The following is a 14353-nucleotide window of genomic DNA, read 5'->3' on the forward strand; positions in this document are numbered from 1 at the left end:
TCGCTTCGTCGTTCCCTTTCGTTCGCCTCTCACCACATTTGCCTCGCTTACCGTCTCCCCCCGGAAGGGGTCCTCATGGCATCGCGCGTCCTGCTGGCCCGGCACGGACAGACGGAGTGGTCACTGTCCGGCAAGCACACCGGCAGGACGGACGTCCCCCTCATCGAGGAGGGGCGGCGCGGCGCCAAGCTGCTCGGCGAACGGCTGCACCGGGCACCCTTCGACGGACTCTCCGGGGCGGAGGTGCGCACGAGTCCGCTGGCACGCGCGCGGGAGACGTGCGAGATCGCCGGGTTCGGCGAGCGCGCGACCGTGTGGGACACGCTCATGGAGTGGGACTACGGGACGTACGAGGGCATGACCCCGGCGCAGATCCAGGCCGTCCGGCCGGGGTGGCTGATCTGGCGGGACGGGGTCCCCGGGGGCGAGAGCCTGGAGGCGGTCACCGCGCGCGCGGACGAGGTGGTCGCGTGGGCGCGGTCGGCCGATCGTGACGTGCTGGTGTTCGCGCACGGGCACATACTGCGGTCGATCGGGGCGCGCTGGCTGGGACTGCCGATCGAGTTCGCGGCACGGATCAGACTGAACCCGACGTCGTTGTCGGTACTGGGCTGGGCCTACGGCGAACCGGCGATCGAGAGCTGGAACGACCAGGGACACCTGGTCGGGTGATGGGTGGCAACCGGTGCCGGGGCTGCCGCGGGGCGGGTCGCGCGGCCCGGCGCCGACGGAGTGCCGCTGCGCCCACCCGTGCCGCCCCAGCGGCACGACTGCCCGCAGCTGGGGCAAGTTTTCAGGGGCGCGGGGCTGTGCCATCGTGCGGCTCCGCCGGGTGGGCGCGACCAGCCTCCACCGGGCCCGCAGCCGGACAGGACGCGCTCGCGTGCGCAGCTACGCCGTTCGCGGCAGACTCGCGTGCCTCTCCAGGAAGGCCGATACCCCTGACGCCCGCCGGTGCGGCAGAAGCACCCGCGCCGTGGCCGCCAGCATCGTCTGGATGCGGGAGGACTGGACCTCGTCCAGCAGGTCCAGAACCCGCATGCCCGCCGCCGCCGCCTCGTCCGGGTGGCCGCCGCGGGCCAGGTCGTCGGTGAGTTCGGCCGTGTAGAGGGCGATGTTCCGGGTGAAGTGCGGGTTCTGGAGGTGGGCCGCGCGGCGGGCGTGCCGGGCGGCGCGGGGCCAGTCGCCCAGCGTCGACCAGCACTGTGCCTCCAGGCCCTCCAGCTCGGCCTCGCCGTAGAAGCTCATCCACTCGGGGTCGGCGTGCGAGGGGCCGCGTTCGTACAGCGACTGGGCCCGCGCCAGGGCCTGTTCGCAGCCGGCGCGGTCGGCGAGGCCCGCCCAGCCGCCCGCCTCGCGCAGCGCGAGCAGCGACATCAGGCGGGGCGAGCCCAGGGGCCGGGCCACGCGCTGCGCGGCCTGCGCCGCTCTGACCGCCTCGCGTGGGCGCCCCGTGTCGCGTGCGAGGAACGCGGTGTTGCAGAAGGCGTGCGCCTCCAGGGCCGCGTCCCCGGCCACCCGGGCGGTCGCCAGCGCCTCCGCGTAGTGCGAACGCGCGTCGTCGAAGCGGCCCGAGTCGTGCGCCAGCCAGCCGACGGAGATGGCGAGTTCACCGGCGCCCGCGTGCAGCCGGTCCGCGGTGGTCTGCCGTACCGCGCCCGCGTCGAGCAGTTCGTAGGCGGCCCGGAGCGGTGCCGCCGCGCGCCGGTAGAGGCCGTCGGCGCCATGCCGGTCGTCGAGCAGTCTGATACGGCGGACGGCCTCTTCCAGGGCCCCCGCCTCGCCGGCTCCGACGCGGCGCGCGGGACGGTCCGCAGCCGGGGCCGAAGCCTCATACGTGAACCCGAAGGGGCTCAGGGAGGCGGCTGCCGCGGTGGCACCGCCCGTCATGAATGCGCGACGCAGCACGTCGCTCTCCTCGTAGTTGTCGTGCGTTTCGTACGGGTCCTGCGCGTTCTGCATGTCATACGTCTCGTACGCCCCCGGCGTCTCACCGGTGCCGTACGTCCGGGGCGCGGGGTGTGCTGGGGGCGTGTCCTCCGTGTCGCGCGCCCCGCGTCCGCGTACCGACGAGCGGGGCGCGAACCCCAGGTCGGCCAGCGTCCGGCCAGGGAACATGTGCAGGAACACCCGTTCGTACGCGTAGTTGGGACAGCGGATCTCACCCGCCTCGACCCGACCGACGTAACGCGCGTCACAGCTGACCCGCTCCCCGATCTCGCGGGCGGCCCGCCGTACCGCCGCGGCGAACTCGCCCGGAGAGCGCTGCCCGCGCAACTGCCGAAAGGCGAGGTTCGGCCGTGGCGGCCGGGGGGACTCCGACGAGGTCACTGTTGACGACGTCATGGCCGGGCCCTCTCTGCGAACCGTCGAACCGTGCCGGATTCCTGACGAGTTGGAACAGTTATCCATCGGACGTCCTGTTTCCGGCGGGCAAGAACGTACCCGCTGTGCACGACCCGCCATGCGGGGTTTGGCTACAAACCGGATATCTCATCCACGATCTGCCATGAACTGCCATCCTTTGCAGCGGTCTTGCGCCGTAGCCGTTGACGTTCTGGCGCGTTGAACCCGGTGGACCGGGAGCAACCCGAACTCCCGACCCGTTCGTTACAGGAGGGGTTCCGTGGTGGAGGCCGGGATGGAGATCAGTCAGAGCACCGATCCTTGTGCGCAGTTCGGAGCACGTACATCACCCGCGTTGCCCGCGTCGTCCGCGTCAAACACAGCGCACATCTGTGATCTGGTGACGGTTCCGGCGCGGCAGGGGCTGGAGGCGGTCGACATCCTGCGCCGGGGTGCCGGCGACTCGGTCGGCCCCGTACTGCACGACGACGGCTGCGACACCCTGGGCTTCCTGGTACCGCCCGGCACCGCCGCGGCCTGGGACGTCCCCGGCAGCACCTGCACGGAGACCAACGGGCGTGGTCTGAGCCTCGCGGTCCCCGATCCCGCATCCCCCGTCGAGGGCTCGGACTGGCTGCTCCCGCCCGGAGACGCGGACCTGGCCACCGACCCGGCGGTGCTCCGCGCGGCCCTCGGCGAGGCGGCCCGGCTCATCGAGGCCGCGGACAACCGCCGCTGACCTGGCACGACCGTCGTACGATCGCAGTTGTGCCGGGGTATTCGCCCACCCCGATAATGGGGAAATGGGAAAGTCCAGAAACGCGCGGCGCGGACAGTCGGCCGCCGAGGCCGTCGTCGAGACGGTCGACGGCGGGCTCGCCGAGCTGATCCCCGACCGGGACCGGGCACGCGCCTGGACACTGCTCATCGACGGGGCCCCGCAGTCCCACGTCGACCTCGACGACCCGGCGTACCTCTCCTTCGAGTACCAGCGCCGCCTCGGTCATGTGATCGACCTTGTCGCCCCGCCCGGCAGGCCCGTGCAGGTCGTGCACCTCGGCGGCGGCGCCCTCACCCTCGCCCGGTACGTCGCCGCGACCCGTCCCCGGTCCACCCAACAGGCCGTCGAGCGGGATGCCGCCCTCGTCCAACTGGTCCGTCGGGAGCTGCCGTTGGACCCGAACGCCCGTATCCGGGTGCGCTCCACCGACGCCCGCGAAGGACTCGCGAAGATCCCCGACGGCTGGGCCGACCTCGTCATCGCGGACGTGTTCAGCGGGGCGCGCACCCCGGCCCATCTGACGTCGGTCGAGTTCCTGACGGACGTACGCAGGGTCGTGAACGACGCCGGCTGTTACGCCGCCAACCTCGCCGACGGGCCGCCGCTCGCCCACCTTCGCGGCCAGATCGCCACCGCGGGGGCCGTCTTCCCCGAGCTGGCCCTGATCGCCGACCCGACCATGCTGCGGGGGAAACGGTTCGGCAACGCGGTGCTCGTCGGCTCCGCACACCCGCTGCCCATCGCCGAGCTGACCCGCCGCACCGCCTCCGACCCGCACCCCGCCCGCCTCGAACACGGCCGCGCCCTCGCGGACTTCACCGGCGGAGCCGTACCGGTCACGGACGCGGCGGCGGTCGCCTCACCGGCACCACCGCCGTCGGTGTTCCGCTGACCCGGGGGCCGGTGAGGGGTTTCAGCAGGTCAGTAGGTGATGACCTGCACGTGCGGCGGGCCGTCGTGCCAGGTGCAGAACACCGTCACCCGGTCCGTGCCCGAGCTGAACTCCACCCGGATCCACGTCTCCGTCTTCCACACCTGCATCGACCAGCCCGCCCCGGGCGTCGCCGACACGAGCGTCGCGTAGTCCGTACCGAGGTCGAAGACCGCCCGCCCGCCGTCGGTGTCGTACGCCTTCACCGTGGACGGGGTCTTCGAGGGGGTCGCACTCGGGGTGGCTGTCGACGTGGGTGACGGGGGCGGTGTCGGGGTGGGCGACGGAGTCGCTGCCGGGTGGGTGGGCTGCCGGCTCGCCGTCGTGGCGAGCGGCTTCGGCTTCGGTGCCGTCGACTTCCGCCCGGCCGCGTCGACCGCCGTGATGGGGAGCGCGCGGGGCGGGTCGTACGCCGTTCCCGCCATCACCGTGTGGACACCCCACCACGTCATCGTGGCCGCCGCGCCCGTGGCCAGCGTCCACGCCAGAAGGTGTACGAGTCCTCTGCGCATCGCCGGTCATACTGCCTCACGGGCCCCATCGGTGTCGCCTGCCGCCCTCCGGACGCGGTCGCCGGGGAGTTGTCCACAGGCACCGGGCCCGACTCGTCGGATTGGCGTACGGTGCGGCGCATGGCAAGTGTGCTCGTGGTCGAGGACGACCAGTTCGTGCGCTCCGCCCTCATCCGGCATCTGACCGATGCCGCGCACCTCGTGCGCAGTGTCGGCACCGCCCTTGAGGCGCTGCGCGAGGTCGCCCACTTCCGTTTCGACGTGGTGATCCTGGATCTCGGTCTGCCCGATCTCGACGGGTCCGAGGCCCTCAAGATGCTGCGCGGAATCACCGACGTACCCGTGATCGTCGCCACCGCCCGCGACGAGGAGACGGAGATCGTCCGGCTGTTGAACGCGGGCGCGGACGACTACCTCACCAAACCGTTCTCGGTCGAACACCTGTCGGCCCGCATGGCCGCCGTACTGCGCCGCGCCCGCACCGCACCCGCGGACACCCCGCTCTCCACGGTCATCCGCGTCGGCGGCCTGGCCATCGACCCGCTGCGCCGGCAGGCCGAACTGGACGGCGTACGACTGGACCTGACCCGTCGCGAGTTCGACCTGCTCGCCTTCCTCGCCGGCCGGCCGGGTGTCGTCGTCGCGCGCAGGGAACTGCTCGCGGAGGTGTGGCAGCAGTCCTACGGCGACGACCAGACCATCGACGTCCATCTGTCGTGGCTGCGGCGGAAGTTGGGCGAGACGGCAGCCAGCCCCCGTTATCTGCACACCCTGCGGGGCGTCGGCGTGAAGCTGACACCGCCCGGAGCGGAGCCGCCGCTGTGAGGGGGACACCATGAGGTGGGCACTGGTCAAGGTGTGCGTTGCGGTCACGACCATGGTCGTGGTGGCCTTCGCCGTGCCGCTCGGCCTGGTCATCAGGGAGATGGCCCGCGACCGCGCCTTCTCCAACGCCGAGCGGGAGGCGGCGGCCGTCGCTCCCGCCCTCTCCATCACCACCGACCGCGACCAGCTGGAACGGGTCGTCGCCTCCGCCGGATCCGACGCGGGCCTGGCCGTGCACATCCCCGCGAGCGGCGGTACGAGCGCGGTCGACCTCGGCCGGCAGCGTGCCGCCGACGCCGACATCGAGGCGATCCGCCGACTCGGCCGCGCCTCCACCACCGAGGTGTCCGGCGGGTCCGCCCTCCTCCAGCCCGTCGCGATCGGCTCCGGCGAGATAGCCGTCGTCGAGGTGTACGTCCCCGAGGCCGAGGTCGGTAACGGCATCGGCCTGGCCTGGGCGGTCCTCGCCGGCGTCGGGACGGTCCTCGTCGTCGGTTCGGTCGCCGTCGCCGACCGGCTGGGCGTGCGCATGGTGCGGCCCGCTCGGCGCCTCGTCGAGGGCGCGCAGGAACTGGGGGAGGGAAAACTGGGCGCCAGAGTGCCCGAGGAAGGGCCGGCCGAACTGCGCCTCGCGGCGGTCGCGTTCAACTCGATGGCCGACCAGGTCGTACAACTGCTCGCGAACGAAAGGGAGTTGGCCGCCGATCTGTCCCACCGGCTGCGTACGCCGCTGACCGTGCTGCGGCTGAACGCCGCCTCGCTCGGAGACGGTCCGGCCGCCGAGCAGACCCGGGCCGCGGTCGCCCAGCTGGAGCACGAGGTCGACACGATCATCCGTACCGCCCGGGAGGCCAAGCCGCAGACGACCCTCGCCGGACCGGGCGCCGGCTGCGACGCGGCCGAGGTCGTGCGCGAGCGGATGGCCTTCTGGTCGGCGCTCGCGGAGGACGAGGGGAGGAAGGTGCGGGTGGCCGGTGTGGAGCGGCCGGTGCGCATACCCGTGGCCCGCGCCGACCTGGCCGCCGCCCTCGACGCCCTGCTCGGCAACGTCTTCCGGCACACCCCGGAGGGCACCGCGTTCGCGGTCGACGTGCACAACGGCGACGACGCGGTGATCGTGCTGGTGTCGGACGCGGGGCCCGGGATCACCGACCCCGAGGCCGCCATGGCCAGAGGGCGCGGCTCGGGCAACGCGGGATCGACCGGCCTCGGCCTGGACATCGTGCGCCGGCTCGCGGAGTCGACGGGCGGGGACGTACGGATCGGCTCGTCGGTGCTCGGCGGCACGGAGATACGGATCTGGCTCCAGCTGGACGGCCGGGCCCCGGTACGGCGCGGACACCGGGGAAGCGGACCGGGGGCACTGCGGCGGCGCGGCGCCGGCGCGAGGGCTTGACCTCGGCCGCCGGCCGCCGAGCCGTTCCGGCGTGCGGGGTCTGTCCGGCGGATTCGCTGCTCACCGGGGGAGCGGACCGGGGGTGTTGCGGCGGCGCGGCGCCGGCGCGAGGGCTTGACCTCGGCCGCCGGCCGCCGAGCTGTTCCGGCGTCCGGGGTCTGTCCGGCGGATTCGCTGCTCACCGGGGGAGCGGACCGGGGGTGTTGCGGCGCCGGAGCACGGGCTTGACCTCGGCCGCCGGCCGCCGAGCTGTTCCGGCGTGCGGGGTCTGTCCGGCGGATCCGGTAACGGACGTGGGCCGGCGGCGCGCTCCCAGCGGGCCACGGCGATGTTGCCGCCGGCTGCCGACGCACTCCGTGCCGCTTGCTGCGGCCCGGCTGCTGTCGGCGTCCCCTTCCTGCGTGCAGTCGCACGCGCGGGACCCCGCCGACCAGTGCTGAGAAGCCCCCTGCTGCCCGTCGGCCCGAGCCCCGGAGCGGTCCCGGCCGGGGCGCGGCACCCCCCTCAGGTGCCGCGACCCGGCCGGGACCGCCGCCCCGTCAGCGGAGCGCCTACTCGCCGTTCGCCGGCGGGAGGGCGCCGCTGCGGGCAGCTCGGCCGTACCAGAGGGCGCTCGACTTCGGGGTGCGGGTCAGGGTCGCGTAGTCGACGTACACCGCGCCGAAGCGCTTGCCGTAGCCGTAGGCCCACTCGAAGTTGTCCATCAGGGACCACAGGTAGTAGCCGCGGACGTCCGCGCCCTCGGCGATCGCGCGCCGGACCGCCCGCAGATGGCCGTGGAGGTAGGCGATCCGCTCGGGGTCGTGGACGCTGCCGTCGGACTCGGGCTTGTCGTCGTAGGCGGCGCCGTTCTCGGTGATGTAGATCGGCAGACCCGGCGCCTCCTTCGTGTAGCGCATGATCAGGTCGTGCAGGCCCGTCGGGTCGATCGACCAGCCCATCTCCGTGCGCTCGCCCGGGGACTGGTGGAAGAGGACCTCGTCCGCCGCCGGCCACGGCGAGAAGTCGCTCGCCCCGTGACCGTCGGCACGCGGACCGCTCGGCTTCTCCTCGGCCGCCGACACCAGCGCAGGCGTGTAGTAGTTGAGGCCCAGCGCGTCCAGCGGCTGGTTGATCAGCGGGAGGTCGCCGTCGAGGACGAACGACCAGTCCGTGACCGACGAGGTGGCGGCGAACAGGGTCTCCGGGTAGGCGCCGTGCAGCATCGGGCCGTGGAAGACGCCGTTGGCCAGGTCGTCGATCTTCCGGACCGCCGCCAGATCCTCGGGGGTCTGCGAAAGCGGCCTGACCACCGCGGAGTTGAGGCTCACCCCGACCGTGTTGCGGGCCGGCATCGCCGCGCGCAGGGCCGAAGTGCCCAGCCCATGTGCCAGGTTGAGGTGATGCGCCGCCCGCAGGGAGGCCAGCGGCTCGGTCCGGCCGGGGGCGTGCACACCCGAGGCGTAGCCCAGGAACGCGCTGCACCAGGGCTCGTTGAGCGTGGTCCACTGCTCGACGCGGTCGCCCAGCGCCTCGCCCATGATCTGGGCGTACTCGGCGAAACGCAGCGCGGTCTCCCGCTCCGGCCAGCCGCCCGCGTCCTCCAGCTCCTGCGGGAGATCCCAGTGGTAGAGGGTGAGCGAGGGCCTGATGTTGTGTGCGAGCAGCTCGTCGACGAGGCGCCGGTAGAAGTCCAGGCCGCGCTGGACCGCCGGCCCCCGGCCCGTCGGCTGCACCCGCGACCAGGAGACGGAGAAGCGGTACGCGGTCAGGCCCAGGTCGGCCATCATCTGCACGTCGTCGCGGTAGCGGTGGTAGTGGTCGACAGCGATGTCACCGTGCTCGCCGCCGGCCGTCTTCCCCGGCGTATGGCTGAACGTGTCCCAGATCGAGGGGGTACGGCCGTCCTCCCGCACCGCCCCCTCGATCTGGTACGCGGAGGTCGCTGCGCCCCAGAGGAAGGCGGGAGGAAAGGTCACCGGGGTAACGGGTTCGGACATGGAAGCGCTCCCATAGGAAGTCGTGGAGGCCGACGGGTGAGGAGAAAGGGAAGTGGGGGGACGTGCGAGGGGGCCGAGGCGGCGGTGACCCGGCCCCCAGAAGAGTTCCCGTGGAGAAGTCCTTGTGCGCGTCAGCGAGTCAGCGAACCGGCACGTCAGCGAACCGGCCCGTCAACGGGGCAGTCGCTCAGCCCTTGACGGCGCCCTGCATGATCCCGCCCACGATCTGCTTGCCGAAGATCGAGAAGACGATCAGCAGCGGCAGCGTGCCGAGCAGCGCGCCCGCCATGATCAGGGACTGGTCGGGGGTGTAGCCGCGGCCCAGGCCCGCCACCGCGACCTGCACGGTCGGGTTGCCGGTCTGGGTGAGGACGAGGAACGGCCACAGGAAGTCGTTCCAGGTCTGTACGAACGTCAGCATGCCCAGGACCGCCATCGCCGGCCGGGCCGCCGGGAACACGATGTGCCACACCACGCGCCAACTGCTCGCGCCGTCCACCCGCGCCGCCTCGATGATCTCGTCCGGCAGCGCCTGGATCAGGTACTGCCGCATGAAGAACACGCCGAACGCGCTCACCAGCGACGGCAGGATCACCGCCTGGAGCTGGTCGGTCCAGTCGAGCTTGGCGACCATCATGTACAGCGGGATCACGCTCAGCTGCGGCGGCACCATCATCGTGCCGATGACGAGCAGCATCAGGGCGCCCCGGCCGCGGAACCGAAGCTTGGCGAAGGCGAACCCGGCGACGGTCGACAGGATGACAACGGTGGCCGCCGAAACCCCGGCCACGAACGTGGTGTTGAAGAACGCCTCGCCCAGGTTGGCGTCGGTCCAGGCGATCTTGAGATTGCTGAACAGGTTCGAGCCGAACCAGAACGGCGGCGGTGTCTGCGCCAGCCGGTTGTTGTCGCGCGAGGCGGCGATCGCGGTCCACACCAGCGGGAACAGCGAGCCGATGGTGAACAGCACGAGGATCACGTAGGCGATGGGCCCGGCGTGCAGAGTCCCGCCCGCACGTGCCGACTTGGGCAGCCGCGAACGCTTGGCGGGTTCGGGTACGGCGTCGGCGGGGGGTTTCGTCAAGGTCGTCGTCACGACGGGCTCCTAACTGCTGGCGCGCAGCCGGCGCGAGATGACGTAGTTGACGATCCCGATGATGATGAGGATCAGGAACATGGTCCAGGCGATGGCGGAGGCCCGGCCGAGGTGCTGGTTGATCCAGCCCTGCTCGTACAGATAGAGCCCGAGCGTCTGGAACTGGTGCTCGGCGCCGCCGGACGCGCCCTTGTTGGCGTCGAACAGCAGCGGCTCACCGAAGACCTGGCTCGCCCCGATGGTCGAGACGACGACGGTGAACAGGATCGTCGGACGCAGCGACGGCAGCGTGACATGCAGGAACTGCCGCCAGCGGCTGGCCCCGTCGAGGGCCGCCGACTCGTACAGGTCCTGCGGGATGGCCTGCATCGCGGCGAGGTAGATCAGCGCGTTGTAGCCGGTCCACCGCCAGATGATGATCGACGACACGGCGATCTGGGACGGCCACCTGTCGTTCTGCCAGTCGATCTTGTCGAGGCCGACGGCGTCGAGCGCCCAGTTGATCATGCCGTAGTCGCGCCCGAAGAGCAGCACGAAGACGAGCGAGGCGGCGGCGATCGAGGTGGCGTAGGGCGCGAGCATCGCGACCCGGTAGAAGGTCGAGGCGCGCAGCTTGTAGTTGAGGATGTGCGCGAGGCCCATCGCCATCAGCAGCTGCGGAACCGTCGAGATGATGCCGATGGTCAGGGTGTTCTTCGCCGCGTTCCAGAAGAAGTCGTCGTCGAAGATGCGCGTGTAGTTGCGCAGCCCCACCCAGTCCATGTCGGTCGGCGCGGTCAGCTCCACGGTGTGCAGCGAGGCCCAGCCGGTGTAGATCAGCGGGAACAGACCGAAGGCGACGAACAGCAGGAAGAACGGCGAGACGAACGCGTACGGACTCCAGCGCACGTCCCGCTGCCAACGGCGCGAGAGTCGGTCCCGGCGGCGCTTGTCCGCGGCGGGACCCTTGGTGGCGGGCGGACGGGCCGGGGCCGCGCCCCCCTCCTTCTCGGGGGGCGCGGCGGTGTCGTGCCGGGTTGTCATACCGGTCACTTCTCCAGGTTGTTGTCGATGGTCTTGGTGGCCGTCTCCCAGGCTTCCTTGGCCGACTTGCCCTTCGTCACCAGGATGACGCCGTTGTCGGTCAGACCCTGCTGGATGATCTGGTCCTTCGGGCCGATCACCTGGACCGGGCTGGACTTGGCGGCCTCGGCGAAGATCTCACCGATGGGCGCGGTACCGGTCATGTCGTTCTTGGCACCGGTCACCTCGGGCAGGGTGTACGCGGCCTGCGCGCTCGGGAAGCTGCCCTGGACGGCGAACAGCTTGGCCTGCTGGGCGGGCGCGGTCAGCCAGGCTGCCAGCGCCTGGGCCTCCTTCGCGTGCTTGGCGCTCTTCGGCACGGCGAGGAAGGAGCCGCCCCAGTTGCCGGACTTGGGGGCGACGGCGACGTCCCACTTGCCCGCCGACTCGGGCTTCGACTTGCCCTTGATGTAACCGAGCATCCACGGCGGGCAGGCCATCGCGGCGAACTTGCTGTTGGCGATCGTGGTGTCCCACGACGCCTGGAACTGTGTCTGGGCGCCGACCAGCCCGTCCTTCGCGGCCTTCGCGGTCAGGTCGAAGCCGGCCTTCACCGCCGGGTTCGTCTTGTAGATGATCTCGCCCGAGGCGTCGTAGAACTTCTCCTTCTCGCTGCTGAGGATCGCGTTGAGAAGGCCGCCGGGGGAGTCCATGAAGGTGGTGCCCTTGGGCGCCTTCGACTTGTACTGCTGACCGACGCTGACGAACTTGTTCCAGTCACCGGCCCACAGCTTGCCGACCGCGGCACGGTCGGAGGGCAGCCCGGCCGCCTCGAACAGGTCCTTGCGGTAGCAGATGGCCATCGGACCGACGTCCGTACCGAGCCCGATGGTCTTGTCGTCCTTGGTGGTGGCCTGGGCCCACTTCCAGTCGAGGAAGGCGCTCTTGTCCACACCGGGAGCCTTGGAGAGGTCTTCGAGCTTGTCCGCCTGCGTGCCCACGATCTCGGCGATGTTGCCGACTTCGACGGCCTGGATGTCCTGGAGACCACTGTTGGTGGTGAGGTGGTTGAGCAGCGCGGGGTAGTAGTTCTCGTTGCGCTCGATGACGTTCTCGGCGATCTTGATCTTCGGGTTCAGCTTCTCGTACTCGGTGTAGAGACCGGCCTCTTTGAAGCCCATGGTGCCGAAGAGACCGAGGGTGATGGTGGTCTTGCCGCCACCACCCGACGAGGAACTGTCGCCCTTGCCACCGTCGCCGTCGTCGGCACAGCCGGCCAGCAGCCCGGCGCCCAGCGATGCTACGGCCGCGAGGACCACCGCCTGACGGGCGGTTCGGGTACGTGCTCGCATTACGTCCTCCTGTTGCCCTGACGTGCCGACCCCCCGGCCAACTGCATTGTTGGGCCCGTTAGTTCGTCTTGATTCAGCGCTGCGGCTCGGGCGGGGAACGTGCGGGATGTGTATGTGTCAGGTACCGTGGGAGCGCTCCCATCGGTGATGTGTTGAAGGTTCGTCGGTCCGGGCGGGGGTGTCAAGGGTGATGACGGGAGGAGGTGCCTTCAGTTATCGGCCTGTTAACTAATTCGACGGGATGGTACGAACGGGACGCGGACCGGTGAAGATCGGCCAGTACGGAATCGGGTGCGAGCGGGGCCCGCGCCGGCGCCGGGGTCTGTCCGGCGACTTCCCGGGGCGGCCGGCTTCCGGGGCCGCCGGGCGTGCCCGGTGGTGGCGGGCGCCCCCAGGCGGGACTGTTAGATTCCAGGCCAGGGTGATGACAGCGGAAGGGCGGAGCCAGATGGCAAGCCACGGAGCGCGGGGCCGCAGTGGTGGCCGGCCGACCTTGGAAGAGGTCGCCGCGCGCGCCGGAGTGGGCCGTGGCACGGTCTCCCGGGTGATCAACGGCTCCCCGAGGGTCAGCGACGCGACCCGCGCGGCGGTCGAGGCGGCGGTCGCGGAACTCGGCTACGTCCCGAACACCGCGGCCCGCGCCCTCGCCGCGAACCGCACGGACGCGATCGCGCTGGTCGTCCCCGAGCCGGAGACCCGCTTCTTCGCCGAACCGTACTTCTCGGACATGCTGCGCGGCGTGGGGAGCGCGATCTCGGACACGGAGATGCAGCTCCTGCTGATCTTCGCGGGCAGCGACAGGGAACGCGAACGCCTCGCCCAGTACCTGGCCGCCCACCGGGTCGACGGCGTCCTGCTGGTCTCGACCCACGCGGACGACCCGCTCCCCGACCTGCTGGCCCAGCTGGAGATCCCGGCGGTGATCAGCGGCCCGAGGTCCGCGGCGGAAACCCTCACCTCGGTGGACTCCGACAACTACGGCGGCGGCCGGCAAGCGGTCGAACACCTGCTCTCCCGAGGCCGCCGCAGGATAGCCCACATCACGGGCCGCCTGGACGTGTACGGCGCCCAGCGCCGCGTCGACGGCTACCGCGAAGCCCTGGAGGCGGCGGGCCACCAGGTGGACGAGGACCTGATCGAACCGGGCGACTTCACCGAGGAGGGCGGTCGCCGGGCGATGACCCGCCTCCTGTCCCGCTGCCCCGACCTGGACGCGGTCTTCGCGGGCTCGGACGTGACGGCGGCGGGCGCCCGCCAGGTCCTGCGGGAACAGGGCCGCCGCATACCCGAGGACGTGGCCCTCGTCGGCTACGACGACTCGGCCATAGCCCGCCATATGGACCCGCCCCTGACGAGCGTCCGCCAGCCGATAGTGGAAATGGGCCGCGCGATGATCGACCTCCTCCTGGAAGAGGTCGCCGACCGCCGCCCGACGGCGTCCCGGGTCCTGGAGCGACGCCGACTGGTACTCCCCACGGAACTGATGACCCGTACGTCGTCCTGAGGGGGGCCTGGAGGGCCTGAGGGGGGTAACGCCCAGCAGGCGTACGGGAGTTCACGGATGCCGGGCGGCGGGCAGTGTCAGCCGCCATCCGATCTCGCCGTACTGTTCTTCGTCCGTCGGGGACAGGCCCGCCGCCGCGGCCACCGCTGCCGACGCGTGGTGGTCCGGGTGGATGTGCGCGACGACCGTACGCAGAGTCGGTCGTCCGCTCAGCCAGTCGACCAGTCCCCGCGCCGCCTCCGAGGCGAGCCCGCGGCCCTGCCAGGGGGTGCCCACCACCCAGGCGATCTCCGCGAGTCCCCGGTCTTCGGCGACCGTCGCCTGGACGGTGCCCGTGAGGCGGCCGTCCGCGCGCAGCCGTAGCACCCAGTTGAGCCAGGTCACGGACGGGTCCGGGGAGCCGGCGACGAGCCGTTCGTAGCGGGCGCGCAGGGCGTCCGGAGTGCTGGGGGTGCCGCCGATGTAGGTGTGCAGGGCGGGATCCGAGAGCGCCGCCGCCGTCTCCTCGGCGTGCTCGACGGCCAGCGGGATCAGGTCCAGGCGGGCCGTGTGCAGGAGCGGTGTTCCCATGATGTTCCCAAGAGGCCGGATACGACCAAGGGCTGACCCGTTTTCACAGGCCAGCCCTT

13 protein-coding genes are annotated in these 14353 nt (G+C 71.4%); 6 read left to right on the plus strand and 7 right to left on the minus strand.

From position 1 onward, the window contains the following. Positions 1-75: 75 nt before the first annotated feature. Complete coding sequence (locus tag ACW4TU_RS28915) at positions 76-672, plus strand: histidine phosphatase family protein (protein WP_457417759.1); 597 nt, start codon at positions 76-78, stop codon at positions 670-672. Positions 673-891: 219 nt separating this feature from the next. Here ACW4TU_RS28915 and ACW4TU_RS28920 read toward each other — a convergent pair whose 3' ends face one another. Then, positions 892-2346, minus strand: coding sequence for an NsdA family TPR-like regulatory protein (locus ACW4TU_RS28920; protein WP_457417761.1), 1455 nt, complete (start codon positions 2344-2346; stop codon positions 892-894). A 295-nt stretch (positions 2347-2641) separates the two neighbouring features. Here ACW4TU_RS28920 and ACW4TU_RS28925 point away from each other — a divergent pair, with 295 nt between their 5' ends. Together ACW4TU_RS28925 and ACW4TU_RS28930 are read left to right on the plus strand one after the other, a co-directional pair. Then, complete coding sequence (locus tag ACW4TU_RS28925) at positions 2642-3085, plus strand: hypothetical protein (RefSeq protein ID WP_457417763.1); 444 nt, start codon at positions 2642-2644, stop codon at positions 3083-3085. Positions 3086-3149: 64 nt separating this feature from the next. Continuing rightward, entirely contained in the window at positions 3150-4019 is an 870-nt protein-coding gene (locus ACW4TU_RS28930; RefSeq protein ID WP_457417765.1) for a spermidine synthase, read from the plus strand. A 29-nt stretch (positions 4020-4048) separates the two neighbouring features. Here the strand turns inward: ACW4TU_RS28930 and ACW4TU_RS28935 are convergent, their stop codons facing one another. After that, positions 4049-4570 (minus strand): hypothetical protein, encoded by a 522-nt coding sequence (locus ACW4TU_RS28935; RefSeq protein WP_457417767.1) that lies wholly within the window; start codon positions 4568-4570, stop codon positions 4049-4051. 120 nt (positions 4571-4690) lie between these two features. On the opposite strand from ACW4TU_RS28935, the gene ACW4TU_RS28940 reads away from it, so the two are divergent. Both ACW4TU_RS28940 and ACW4TU_RS28945 read left to right on the plus strand, forming a co-directional pair. Then, the gene (locus ACW4TU_RS28940; protein ID WP_457417769.1) at positions 4691-5395 is read left to right on the plus strand and encodes a response regulator transcription factor; all 705 of its coding nucleotides are present in this window, start codon (positions 4691-4693) and stop codon (positions 5393-5395) included. 10 nt (positions 5396-5405) lie between these two features. Continuing rightward, the gene (locus ACW4TU_RS28945; protein WP_457417771.1) at positions 5406-6791 is read left to right on the plus strand and encodes a sensor histidine kinase; all 1386 of its coding nucleotides are present in this window, start codon (positions 5406-5408) and stop codon (positions 6789-6791) included. A 551-nt stretch (positions 6792-7342) separates the two neighbouring features. On the opposite strand, the gene ACW4TU_RS28950 is transcribed toward ACW4TU_RS28945, so the two are convergent. The 4 genes from ACW4TU_RS28950 to ACW4TU_RS28965 form a co-directional block, all read right to left on the minus strand. Continuing rightward, positions 7343-8770, minus strand: coding sequence for a GH1 family beta-glucosidase (locus tag ACW4TU_RS28950; RefSeq protein WP_457417773.1), 1428 nt, complete (start codon positions 8768-8770; stop codon positions 7343-7345). A 187-nt stretch (positions 8771-8957) separates the two neighbouring features. Beyond that, positions 8958-9866: a carbohydrate ABC transporter permease gene (locus tag ACW4TU_RS28955; protein WP_457417775.1), complete on the minus strand. Its 909-nt coding sequence runs from the start codon at positions 9864-9866 to the stop codon at positions 8958-8960. Between the two features lie 9 nt (positions 9867-9875). Continuing rightward, positions 9876-10889, minus strand: a complete 1014-nt coding sequence (locus tag ACW4TU_RS28960) for a carbohydrate ABC transporter permease (RefSeq protein WP_457430365.1) — start codon at positions 10887-10889, stop codon at positions 9876-9878. A gap of 5 nt (positions 10890-10894) precedes the next feature. Continuing rightward, positions 10895-12220, minus strand: a complete 1326-nt coding sequence (locus ACW4TU_RS28965) for an ABC transporter substrate-binding protein (RefSeq protein WP_457417777.1) — start codon at positions 12218-12220, stop codon at positions 10895-10897. 448 nt (positions 12221-12668) lie between these two features. On the opposite strand from ACW4TU_RS28965, the gene ACW4TU_RS28970 reads away from it, so the two are divergent. Further along, on the plus strand, positions 12669-13724 hold the full coding sequence (locus ACW4TU_RS28970; protein ID WP_457417779.1) for a LacI family DNA-binding transcriptional regulator: 1056 nt from the start codon (positions 12669-12671) through the stop codon (positions 13722-13724). Between the two features lie 51 nt (positions 13725-13775). Here the strand turns inward: ACW4TU_RS28970 and ACW4TU_RS28975 are convergent, their stop codons facing one another. Next, entirely contained in the window at positions 13776-14294 is a 519-nt protein-coding gene (locus tag ACW4TU_RS28975) for a GNAT family N-acetyltransferase (protein WP_457417781.1), read from the minus strand. Positions 14295-14353 lie beyond the last annotated feature (59 nt).

The organism is Streptomyces kryoterrae, from assembly GCF_054072135.1.

Bases quoted from the DNA above. Each gene is read 5' to 3' on its own strand.
- ACW4TU_RS28925 (WP_457417763.1), top strand. From the start codon at position 2,642: ATGGAGATCAGTCAGAGCACCGATCCTTGTGCGCAGTTCGGAGCACGT.
- ACW4TU_RS28975 (WP_457417781.1), bottom strand. From the start codon at position 14,294: ATGGGAACACCGCTCCTGCACACGGCCCGCCTGGACCTGATCCCGCTG.
- ACW4TU_RS28920 (WP_457417761.1), bottom strand. From the start codon at position 2,346: ATGACGTCGTCAACAGTGACCTCGTCGGAGTCCCCCCGGCCGCCACGG.
- ACW4TU_RS28940 (WP_457417769.1), top strand. From the start codon at position 4,691: ATGGCAAGTGTGCTCGTGGTCGAGGACGACCAGTTCGTGCGCTCCGCC.
- ACW4TU_RS28965 (WP_457417777.1), bottom strand. From the start codon at position 12,220: ATGCGAGCACGTACCCGAACCGCCCGTCAGGCGGTGGTCCTCGCGGCC.
- ACW4TU_RS28915 (WP_457417759.1), top strand. From the start codon at position 76: ATGGCATCGCGCGTCCTGCTGGCCCGGCACGGACAGACGGAGTGGTCA.
- ACW4TU_RS28945 (WP_457417771.1), top strand. From the start codon at position 5,406: ATGAGGTGGGCACTGGTCAAGGTGTGCGTTGCGGTCACGACCATGGTC.
- ACW4TU_RS28950 (WP_457417773.1), bottom strand. From the start codon at position 8,770: ATGTCCGAACCCGTTACCCCGGTGACCTTTCCTCCCGCCTTCCTCTGG.
- ACW4TU_RS28970 (WP_457417779.1), top strand. From the start codon at position 12,669: ATGGCAAGCCACGGAGCGCGGGGCCGCAGTGGTGGCCGGCCGACCTTG.
- ACW4TU_RS28960 (WP_457430365.1), bottom strand. From the start codon at position 10,889: ATGACAACCCGGCACGACACCGCCGCGCCCCCCGAGAAGGAGGGGGGC.
- ACW4TU_RS28930 (WP_457417765.1), top strand. From the start codon at position 3,150: ATGGGAAAGTCCAGAAACGCGCGGCGCGGACAGTCGGCCGCCGAGGCC.
- ACW4TU_RS28935 (WP_457417767.1), bottom strand. From the start codon at position 4,570: ATGCGCAGAGGACTCGTACACCTTCTGGCGTGGACGCTGGCCACGGGC.